Genomic DNA, 9,617 nt, shown 5'->3' on the forward strand with positions numbered 1-9,617 from the left:
GCGGCGGGGGAGGGGGCGTTGCGGACGGCGACGACGGCGCCGGTGCGGGTGATGCGGAAGTCGTCGACGAGGCTGCCGTCGGATTCCAGCGCCTGGGCGCGGATGCCTGCGGTGGCGGGGACCAGGTCGGCGGCGGTGAGTTCGGGGACGTAGCGCTGGGCGGCGGCGGTGAAGGTGCGCTTGCTGAGCGACCCGCGCATCTCGGCGATACCGGTCTTCCAGTGCTGGGCGGCGAACTTGCGGAACCCGGCGTAGCGGACGATCTCGGCCAGCTCCCGGGGGCTGACGTCGCGCCGGCGGTAGCCCTCCCGGGCCATGGCGAGCACGGCGTTGGGGCCGACGAGCACCTCGCCGTCGAACCGGGGGGTGAGGTGGACGCCGAGGAACGGGTAGCGCGGGTCGGGTACCGGGTAGACGAGGCCGTTGACCAGGGAGCGTTTCTCGGGGACCAGGGCGAAGTACTCGCCGCGGAAGGGCACGATGCGGGGGGCGGAACCGTCGCCGGCGAGTTCGGCGAGCCGGTCGACCTGCAGGCCGGCGCAGAGCACGACCTGGTCGACGGCGAGCTCCTCGCCGTTGGCTCCCTGCACGACGACCTCCTCGGCCGGCCCGCCGGTGGTGTGCCGCAGTCCGGTGACGGCGAAGCCGGTGCGGACCGAGGCCCCAGATGCCTGCGCGTCGGCGGCCAGCTGCCGGGTGATCCCGGCGTAGTCGACGATCGCGGTGGTGGGGGAGTGCAGGCCGGCGACGCCGGTGACGTGCGGCTCGAGCTCGGCCAGCTGGGCGCGGTCGATGATCCGGATGCCGGGGACCCCGTTGGCGCGGGCCCGCTCGGCGATGGCGTCCAGCCGGGACTGCTCGGCGGCGTCGAGGGCGACCAGCACCTTGCCGATCTCGGAGTAGCCCAGGCCCTTCTCGGCGCAGAACTCCTTCAGCAGGCCGACCCCGCGGCGGCAGAGCAGGGCCTTGAGCGAACCCGGCTCGTAGTACAGGCCGGCGTGCACCACGCCGCTGTTGCGGCCGGTCTGGTGGGCGGCGAGCCGGTCCTCCTTCTCCAGCAGGGTGACCTGGGCATCGGGCCGGAGCTGGAGCAGCCGGCGCGCCACCGCGGCACCGATGATGCCGCCGCCGACGACGGCGAAGCGAGAGACTGTCATCGTTCTCCGATCGAGGTCTCCCCGCGGTCACGCCCGGACCTGGGGGTCGGTCGCGGCAGCCGCTACGGTGTGCCTGTGATCACAGTGACCGAGTGTGGCAGCCGGGCCGTTCGGCCGTTCGCGCGGGGTGCCCGGCGGTGAGCGCCCTCCGGGGCGTGCTCCCCATCACGCTGACGCCCTTCACCGACGACGGGGCGGTCGACGAGGGGAGCATCGACACCCTCGTCGAGGACTACCTGGGCGCGGGGGCGCACGGCCTCACCATCCTCGGCATCATGGGGGAGGCTGCCAAGCTCCTCGACGAGGAGCGCGAGCGGGTGCTGCGGCGCTACGTGCAGGCGACCGCGGGGCGCGCGCCGGTCGTGGCCGGGATCTCGGCCCGTGCGACCCGGATGGCCCTGGACTACGCCCGCCGGGCGGAGGACGCCGGCGCCGCCGCCGTCATGCTGGCGCCGCCGGACAACACAAAGAACCTCGACCTGGTCTTCGAACACTTCCGGCGGGTGGCCGAGGCGGTGTCGGTGCCGGTGGTCGTGCAGGACGAGCCGGTCAACACCGGCGTGACCATGCCCGCCCCCTTCCTGGTCCGGCTGCTCGACGAGATCGAGGGCTGCCGGTACCTCAAGCTCGAGGAGACCCCGACCCTGCCGAAGATCACCGCGGTACGGAAGGCGGTGCGCTCGCCGGTGGGCATCTTCGGCGGGCTCGGCGGGGTGTACCTGTACGAGGAGCTGCTGCGCGGCGCCGACGGGATCATGACCGGGTTCGGCTTCCCGCAGGTCCTCGTCGGCACCTACGAGAAGTTCGTGGCCGGGCAGCGCGCGGAGGCGCAGGAGTACTTCTTCCGGCACCTGCCGCTGATCCGCTACGAGGCGCAGCTCGGCGTCGGCGGGGTAACCATCCGCAAGCAGGTGTTCGCCCGGCGGGGAGCGATCAGCTCACCGCACGCCCGGTTCCCGGCCCCGCCGGTCGACGACATCACCCTCGCCGAGCTCGACGACCTGATCGCCGCTGTCGGCCTCTGAGCGGCTGTTTCCCACGAGAGCTAGGAGCCTCCTGTGCGACTGACGTCCCTGCGGATCGACGGTGCCGAACCGGCGGCGCTGGTCCGGCCATCCGGTGCCGTCCTGCTCACGGCGGTGAACGAGGCCCTGGGGACCACCTGGTCCGGCACGGTGCAGGAGCTGCTGGAGAAGGGTGAGCTGGAGGCGCTGCGCCAGTGGGTGGGCGGCGCCCCGGCCGGGCTGCTCGACGACCTCGCCGTCCCGCAGGACCAGCTGGAGTACGCGCCGCTCTACCGGCGTCCCCGCAAGATCTGGGGCATCGGGCTCAACTACGTCGAGCACGCGGCCGACCTGAAGGAGATGGCGCCCTCGACCGAGCCGGCCAGCTTCCTGAAGCCCGACACCGCGATCATCGGGCCCGGTGACCCGATCCGGATCCCGCCGCAGTCGCAGCGGACGACGGCCGAGGGCGAGCTCGGCGTCATCATCGGCAAGGAGTGCAAGGACGTCGACGAGGCCGACGCCGCCTCCGTCGTCGCCGGGTTCACCACGATCGTCGACATGACGGCCGAGGACATCCTCGAGAAGAACCCGCGGTACCTCACCCGGTCGAAGAGCTTCGACACGTTCTTCAGCTTCGGCCCCGAGCTGGTCACCGTGGACGAGGTGCCCGACGTCGACGCGCTCGAGGTCTCGACCGTCCACAACGGTGGGGTGCACCGGCGCAATGTCGTCTCGAACATGACCTTCCGCCCGTGGTGGCTGGTGGCCTTCCACTCGCGGGTCATGACCCTCCTGCCCGGCGACATCATCTCGACCGGTACCCCCGGCGCCGTCCACATCCGGCCCGGTGACACCGCCGGCGTCTCGATCGTCGGCTTCCGCGACCTCTCGAACCCCGTGGAGTGAACTGATGGATCTCGAACTGACCGGCAAGGTCGCGCTCGTCACCGCGGCCAGCAAGGGCCTGGGCCGGGCGACCGCCACGCAGCTGGCCGCCGAGGGCGCCCGGGTGATGATCTCCAGCCGCGGTGAGGAGCAGTTGGCGAAGACGGCGGCGGAGATCGCCGAGGCCACCGGTGCGCAGGTGGAGCACTGCGCGGCCGACGTCGCCGACCCCGCCGACGTGTCCCGCCTGCTGGAGGAGACCCAGCGCCGCCTGGGTGGTGTCGACGTGCTCGTCGCCAACGCCGGTGGCCCGCCCCCCGGGGGCTTCCTGGCGGCCGACGACGACGCCACGTGGTACCAGGCCCACGACCTGAACCTGATGAGCACGGTCCGCCTGATCCGGGGCGTGCTGCCGCACATGCGCGAGCAGCAGTGGGGCCGGATCGCCGTCGTCACCTCGTCGTCGGTCAAGCAGCCCATCGAGAACCTGCTGCTGTCCAACACCTACCGGATCGCCGTCGTCGGCCTGGCCAAGTCGCTCGCGACCGAGTTCGCCCCCGACGGCGTGCTGGTCAACACGGTGGGCCCGGGCCGGATCGCGACCGACCGCGTGGCCAGCCTCGACGCCAACCGGGCGAAGCAGACCGGCCTCTCGGTCGAGGACGTACGGGCGCAGTCGGAGAAGGGGATCCCGATCAGGCGCTACGGCGAAGCAGACGAGTTCGGCCGGGTGGCGGCATTCCTGGTCTCGGGCGCCAACACGTACATGACGGGGCAGAACCTGCTCGTCGACGGCGGCATGGTCCAGGCGATCTGATGCGTCTCGCCCGCTACACCACCGCCGGCAGCAGCACGTCCTCCTACGGCCTGGTCGAGGGCGACGGCGACGACGCCGTCGTCGTCCGGCTCGAGGGCCCGCCGTTCGACGGCGTCCGGCGCACCGAGGAGCGCACCCCGCTGGCAGAGGTCACCCTGCTGGCTCCGGTCGAGCCGAGCAAGGTCGTCGCCCTCGGGCGCAACTACGCCGAGCACGCGAAGGAGCTCGGCAACGAGGTGCCCGAGATCCCGATCGTGTTCCTCAAGCCCTCCACCGCCGTGGTGGGGCCGGACGCCGAGGTCCCGTATCCGGCGCTGACCTCCGACCTGCACTACGAGGGCGAGCTGGCCGTCGTCATCGGGCGGCGGTGCGTGGCCGTCGCGGCAGAGGACGTCGCCGGCGTCGTCCTCGGCTACACCGTGGCCAACGACCTGACCATGCGGGACATCCAGAAGTCCGAGGGGCAGTGGACCCGCGGCAAGGGCTTCGACGGCTCCTGCCCGCTGGGCCCGTGGGTGGAGACCGAGCTCGACCCCTCGGCGCTGTCGCTGCGGTCGACGGTCAACGGCGAGCTGCGCCAGGACGGCACGACCGCCGACATGCTGCGCGACGTGGCGGCGTGCGTCTCCTGGGTCAGCCAGGCGATGACCCTGCTCCCGGGCGACGTGGTGCTCACCGGCACCCCGGCCGGGGTGGGCTCGCTGCAGCGCGGCGACGAGATCACGGTGACCATCGCGGGCATCGGCACGCTGAGCACCCGCATCACCGGCTGAGCCGGTCCCGCCGTCCCGCCCGCCGGCTTTGCTCAGGGCCGGTCGGCGGGAACGGGCAGCCCCAGCGACTGCGCCCAGAGTCGGGTCATCGTCTCCACCAGCCGGTCCTGGTCGAAGTCGCGGCCGAGCACCAGCCAGTAGTGCACGAGGCCGTTGACCATGGCGACCAGCGCGTGCGCGCTGTACTCGGCGTCCAGGTCGGCGGCGACGAGACCGTCGGCCTGGAACCGCTCGATGCTGTGCCGCACCCGGGCCACCATTCGCTCGCGGACGGCCTGCCGGACGGCGCGCACCTCGGGGTCGAACGTGGTCACCTGCTCGAACAGCGCCATGAGCGCGGTGTTCTCCCGGTACATCGCCACGAACCGGCGGTTGGCCCGGTCGATGCCGCTCAGCGGGTCGGTCGGCCGGTCACCGTGGCCGCCGTCGGCCTCCTGGCCACCGCCGAGGGAGGCGTAGAGCTCTTCCATGCTGGCGGCCACGAGAGCCCGGAAGATGTCGGTCTTCGAGCGGTAGTACGTGTAGAAGCTGCCGTGGGCGACCCCGGCCGCCGCCGAGATGTCGGTGACGCGGGCGTCGAGGAAACCGTCCCGCTCGAAGACCTCGCGCGCTGCGGCAAGCAGTCGGGCGCGCATGCGTCGCTTCCGCAGCGTCGTCGGCACCGGCGGAGCGTCGGTCACCGCGCGTTCATCACAGTCTCGCCGGTGTGCACTGCCCGCTCCCGTCTTCGTCTGGGCACCTAGCATGGGTCGGCGCCGACATCGGTGTCAACCAGGCCGCACGGAGGGCTGGCTCGGTCGCCGGGCGCCGCCGGGACGGTCCGTCCGGGCGGGCACGGCGGCCCGGAGCCGGTGGAGTCGTGGGGCGCTTACAGCCGGTCCTGCTGTCACGCTCCTGTCCGGTCCGGGCATGGCGTTCCCCCGGATCGGTCAGTGTGCCGTCCCGGAGGGGCTGATCGAAGGGGTGCGGTTCAGCGCCCTTCGAACGCGGCCGGTCGCTTCTCGAGGAATGCTGTGCGTGCCTCCTGGCCGTCCCGCGTCCCCAGGTTGATCACCTGGGCCTCCGCCTCGTCGTCGAGCGCCTGCTGGAGGGTGACGTCAAAGGCGTTGTTCAGCAGAGCCTTGGTGGCCCCCAGCGCCACGGGTGGCCCGGCGCGGAGTCGTGCCACCAGTGCCGCAGTTGCCTCGTCCAACTCCGCCGGGTCGACCAGTCGGTGCAACAGACCCAGCGCCTCAGCGCTCTGCGCATCGACGATCTCACCCAGCAAGGCGAGCTCCTTCGCTCGACGCAATCCGATCAGCCGGGGCAGGAACCAGGAACTGCCGAAGTCCGGGGACAGCCCCCGCTTGACGAAGATCTGGGAGAAGCGGGAGCGGGTGGTGGCGATCACCAGGTCGCAAGCCAGAGCAAGACTCATCCCGGCTCCCACGGCCACGCCATCCACCTTGGCGACGGTGGGAACCGGAAGCCGGTGCAGCGCGAGGCAGGCATCGCCCACCACCCGCATCAGCTGGCGATGGTCGGCCAGGTCCTTGTGGCCGGCGCTCGGGTCTGCGCCTAGGTCCGCGCCGGCACAGAAATCCTCTGCGGCTCCCTGGAGGACCACGACCCGATCAGCCGGCACGGCAATCTGCCGGAATGCGGTCAGCAGCTCGTGCCACCCGTCGCGCGTGATCGCATTCTTCCGGTGCGGGCGGTTCAACGTCACGGTGACGACGCCATCAGTCCGCGAAATGCGTAGATCGTCGCTCATGTGTTCGGCGGGCATGTGAAACCTCTGAGCGGGTCATCTGCCATGGCCACCTCTTCCGGAAGTGTGATCCGACAGCGGACGCGACTGCCGACACGGATGCCCGGCGGTGCCTTCAGGCTGCTGACCGCCGCACCGAACTCTGGCAGAGAGGACACCGTGAGTCGATGCTCCTGTCAACCTCTTCGGAGGTCACTCCCCCGGGTTGGCGGTCCTGCTGACCCCGGCCGCCTCTCGCTCCGCCTCGCCGGCGGCAGCCTCCACGGGACGCCCGCTTCCGGCCTCGATCCATGTGGGCCCCGGGCGTCGACCCCGACACCGCGACCCGCAAGGACGGCTGCCGTCGTCCTCGGCACCGACTGCGCCACCCGATGACTCCTCGAGGCAGTGGTCCGAGTGCCACCGAGGGCCCCTCGCGACACCCAGCCGCCCTTGCTCGCCGCCACGCACAGCCACAATTGGATCGTCGTTAGCATTCTGTGACCTCGGATCCCCGGGATTCCGGGGATCACGAGACCGCTCAGCGGATTTCAGCCGTATTCGTTGACGCCGACGTCAGTATCCAAATACGTTCACCGCTGTGAGCGTGATCACAGGCCCTCAGCCTCTGCAACTCGAAGCGCCGCCGCGCCGCTGCGGCCGCGCTGAGCACGGTTGCCGGGCAGTTGCTGGGGTCCGGCGCGGTGATGCGGGAAGGCCGGGCAGCAGCAGCCCGTCTGCGAGCACCGGCCCGGGACCCGGCCGTCACGGACTCACGACGCCCGGGGCTCCCTGGACCACCAGGAGGCCCACCGACCGGAGTTCGTACAGCGTGACCCGTCAGAGCGAGAGGTAGCCACCACATGGGACAAGTGCTTCTTGACAAGCAGGACGGGGTGGCCGTCCTGACCGTCGACTCCGTCGAGGTGAAGAACGGGCTCACGCCCGAGATGGGTCGCCAACTCGCCGGTCTGTGCGACGAGATCGACGCGGACTCTTCCATCGGAGCTGCGGTCGTCCGTGGGGCGGGGGGCACGTTCTGCTCGGGAGCGGATCGACGGCGTTGGCAGCCGGGTTCCGATCAGGCCGAGGACTCCACCTTCAAGCAGGCCGGCGCAGTGTACGGCGCCTTCATGCGCGTCGGCAGCCTCGCGGTGCCGACGATCGCTGCCGTCCGCGGCGCGGCCGTCGGGGCAGGGATCAACCTCATGCTGGCCACCGATCTCAGGATCGTGGCCACGAATGCCCGCATACTCGCCGGCTTCCTGCGGATCGGACTCCATCCGGGTGGTGGGTTCTTCACCATCGCCGGCCGCACCGCAGGCCGCGAGGCCACCTCCGCGATGGGTCTCTTCAGCGAGGAGGTGAACGGGACCCGAGCGCAGGAGATCGGCCTCGCCTGGCGGGCTGTCCCCGACGAGGACGTCGAGGGGCTGGCCATGGAGCTTGCTGGGCGGCCGGCGAAGGATCCGGAGCTCTCACGCAACGCCGTCCGGTCCTTCCGGACGGAGATGGGCCCTCCCGGGATCGGCTGGGACGCCGCACTGCACTTCGAACGAGCGACCCAGATGTGGTCCCAGCGCCGCCGAAACAGCTCCTGACAGCCCCGATCACTCTCAGCAAGGAGATGTGTCTCTTATGAAGAAGGTCAGCCCGATCCCCGCAGCGGGGCTCCTGCTGCTGGTCGCCGCCTGCGGCGGCAGCAGCGATGGCGGTGGCAGCGGCGGCGGCGAGGTCGTCGAACGTGAGGCGCAGACCAGCGCCTGCCCGGAGCTCACCGACAACATTGACGAGAGCCAGACGGTCACCTGGATGTACAGCGTCGACACGACCAGCTTCGACCCGGAAAAGATCACCTCGAACAACAGCCAGATGTACCTCTACCCCGTCTACGACAGCCTCGTGCACGTCGACGAGACCGGATCACCGCAGCCCATGCTCGCCGAGTCATGGACGCTGGAGGACGACGGCCGGGTGCTCGAGCTCGACCTCATCAACGACTGGACGTATCACGACGGAACCCCGTTCGACGCGGAATCCGTCGCGGCCAACTTCGAGCGCAAGAAGACCCTGCCGGGCTCCTACAACGCCCTGCCCCTGGAGACGGTCACCGACGTGGAGGTCATCGACGATGACACGGTCCGCTTGATCACAGACGGCGGCGCCGGCGCTCTCGTGGGCATCCTCGGCGGCTCGGCCGGGATGATGATGAGCCCCGCAGCCTTCGACCTGCCGCCGGAGGAGGCCGCCAAGACCGGTGGATCCGGCGCCTTCAAGTTGGCGTCGTACACGCCGGGCTCGCGGGTGGAGTACACGGCCGTCGAGGACTACTGGGACCCCGACGCCCTCAACATGGCCGAGTTCATCGTCACGGTCTCCGGCGACGACAACGCGCGCCTGAACTCCGTCATCTCGGGCGCCTCCGATGTCACCTTCCTGCGGGCCTCGATGTACGAGCCGGCGCAGGCGGCCGGCCTCGTCGTGTGCGAGGCACCCAGCCTCTCGAGCTACAACCTGACGCTGAACACCGCCCGGTCGGAGTTCGGGAAGAAGGAGGTCCGCCAGGCCCTCAACCACGCCATCGACCGCGAGGCCATCTCGGCGGTCACCAACGGGTTCTGCGAGCCGTCGGTGCAGCTCTTCCCCAACTTCTACTACGCCTCGAACCCCGACATCGGGCCGGACTACTACGAGTACGACCCGGAGAAGGCCCGGCAACTCCTCGCGGAAGCCGGCCTTCCAGAGGGCTTCTCCTTCGATCTCCAGGTGATCAACCTGGCGATCTACCAGCAGATCGCGGAGGTCATCCAGGCCAACCTCGCCGAGGTCGGCATCCAGATGTCGATCACTCCGGTCGAGATCGCCAAGCTGGCCGAGGACTTCAACGTGAACAAGACGGCCGACGCCAGCCTCTCCGAGCAGAAGGCGGAGGCGGACCCGAGCATGCTGACCGCCTCCTACTACCTGGCGGACGGCTTCAACAACCCGGGCGGGTACACGACGGAGGAGATCACCCGACTCCATGAAGAGGCCATGGACGGTGCGACGCCGGAGGAGCGGGCTCCCGCCTACGCCGACCTGTTCGCAGCGGTCGCCGAGGAGGCCTACCCTAACGTCACTCTCTGCAACCTCACTACGCCGTTCGCGATGAACGAGCAGACGAAGGGCGTGGAGATCTACGCGGACGCCTCCCGGCAGTTCCGGGGCGTGGGCAAGGAGCCGAGCAGTTGATCGCACGCCGGTCGGGGG

The 9,617-nt window shown here is 70.3% G+C and carries 9 protein-coding genes; 6 read left to right on the top strand and 3 right to left on the bottom strand.

Annotation, left to right across the window (positions count from 1 at the left end; genetic code table 11):
• Window positions 1–1,157: L-2-hydroxyglutarate oxidase (gene lhgO, locus QOZ86_RS20860; protein WP_284493883.1), on the bottom strand; the 1,157-nt coding region annotated here is incomplete at its 3' end.
• Window positions 1,158–1,294: 137 nt separating this feature from the next.
• On the opposite strand from lhgO, the gene QOZ86_RS20865 reads away from it, so the two are divergent.
• From QOZ86_RS20865 to QOZ86_RS20880, 4 genes are read left to right on the top strand one after another with little or no spacing between them, the layout of a single operon-like run.
• Complete coding sequence (locus tag QOZ86_RS20865) at window positions 1,295–2,182, top strand: dihydrodipicolinate synthase family protein (protein ID WP_284493884.1); 888 nt, start codon at window positions 1,295–1,297, stop codon at window positions 2,180–2,182.
• Between the two features lie 33 nt (window positions 2,183–2,215).
• Window positions 2,216–3,070 (top strand): fumarylacetoacetate hydrolase family protein, encoded by an 855-nt coding sequence (locus tag QOZ86_RS20870; RefSeq protein WP_284493885.1) that lies wholly within the window; start codon window positions 2,216–2,218, stop codon window positions 3,068–3,070.
• Between the two features lie 4 nt (window positions 3,071–3,074).
• Window positions 3,075–3,866 carry an SDR family oxidoreductase gene (locus QOZ86_RS20875; protein ID WP_284493886.1) on the top strand — a complete coding sequence of 264 codons (792 nt, stop codon included), beginning with the start codon at window positions 3,075–3,077 and terminating at the stop codon, window positions 3,864–3,866.
• Entirely contained in the window at window positions 3,866–4,639 is a 774-nt protein-coding gene (locus QOZ86_RS20880; protein WP_284493887.1) for a fumarylacetoacetate hydrolase family protein, read from the top strand. Before QOZ86_RS20875 ends, QOZ86_RS20880 begins: the two co-directional genes overlap by 1 nt.
• Window positions 4,640–4,671: 32 nt before the next feature.
• Here QOZ86_RS20880 and QOZ86_RS20885 read toward each other — a convergent pair whose 3' ends face one another.
• Together QOZ86_RS20885 and QOZ86_RS20890 are read right to left on the bottom strand one after the other, a co-directional pair.
• Window positions 4,672–5,319: a TetR/AcrR family transcriptional regulator gene (locus tag QOZ86_RS20885; protein ID WP_284493888.1), complete on the bottom strand. Its 648-nt coding sequence runs from the start codon at window positions 5,317–5,319 to the stop codon at window positions 4,672–4,674.
• 290 nt (window positions 5,320–5,609) lie between these two features.
• Window positions 5,610–6,407, bottom strand: a complete 798-nt coding sequence (locus QOZ86_RS20890) for an enoyl-CoA hydratase/isomerase family protein (RefSeq protein ID WP_284493889.1) — start codon at window positions 6,405–6,407, stop codon at window positions 5,610–5,612.
• A gap of 824 nt (window positions 6,408–7,231) precedes the next feature.
• Here QOZ86_RS20890 and QOZ86_RS20895 point away from each other — a divergent pair.
• A complete protein-coding gene (locus tag QOZ86_RS20895) occupies window positions 7,232–7,969 on the top strand; it encodes an enoyl-CoA hydratase/isomerase family protein (protein ID WP_284493890.1) in 738 nt (245 codons plus the stop codon).
• A gap of 37 nt (window positions 7,970–8,006) precedes the next feature.
• Window positions 8,007–9,599: an ABC transporter substrate-binding protein gene (locus QOZ86_RS20900; RefSeq protein ID WP_284493891.1), complete on the top strand. Its 1,593-nt coding sequence runs from the start codon at window positions 8,007–8,009 to the stop codon at window positions 9,597–9,599.
• Window positions 9,600–9,617 lie beyond the last annotated feature (18 nt).

This window comes from Blastococcus capsensis, assembly GCF_030165005.1.
GTDB lineage: Bacteria > Actinomycetota > Actinomycetes > Mycobacteriales > Geodermatophilaceae > Blastococcus > Blastococcus capsensis.

Bases quoted from the DNA above. Each gene is read 5' to 3' on its own strand.
- QOZ86_RS20895 (WP_284493890.1), top strand. From the start codon at position 7,232: ATGGGACAAGTGCTTCTTGACAAGCAGGACGGGGTGGCCGTCCTGACC.
- QOZ86_RS20880 (WP_284493887.1), top strand. From the start codon at position 3,866: ATGCGTCTCGCCCGCTACACCACCGCCGGCAGCAGCACGTCCTCCTAC.
- QOZ86_RS20890 (WP_284493889.1), bottom strand. From the start codon at position 6,407: ATGCCCGCCGAACACATGAGCGACGATCTACGCATTTCGCGGACTGAT.
- QOZ86_RS20900 (WP_284493891.1), top strand. From the start codon at position 8,007: ATGAAGAAGGTCAGCCCGATCCCCGCAGCGGGGCTCCTGCTGCTGGTC.
- QOZ86_RS20875 (WP_284493886.1), top strand. From the start codon at position 3,075: ATGGATCTCGAACTGACCGGCAAGGTCGCGCTCGTCACCGCGGCCAGC.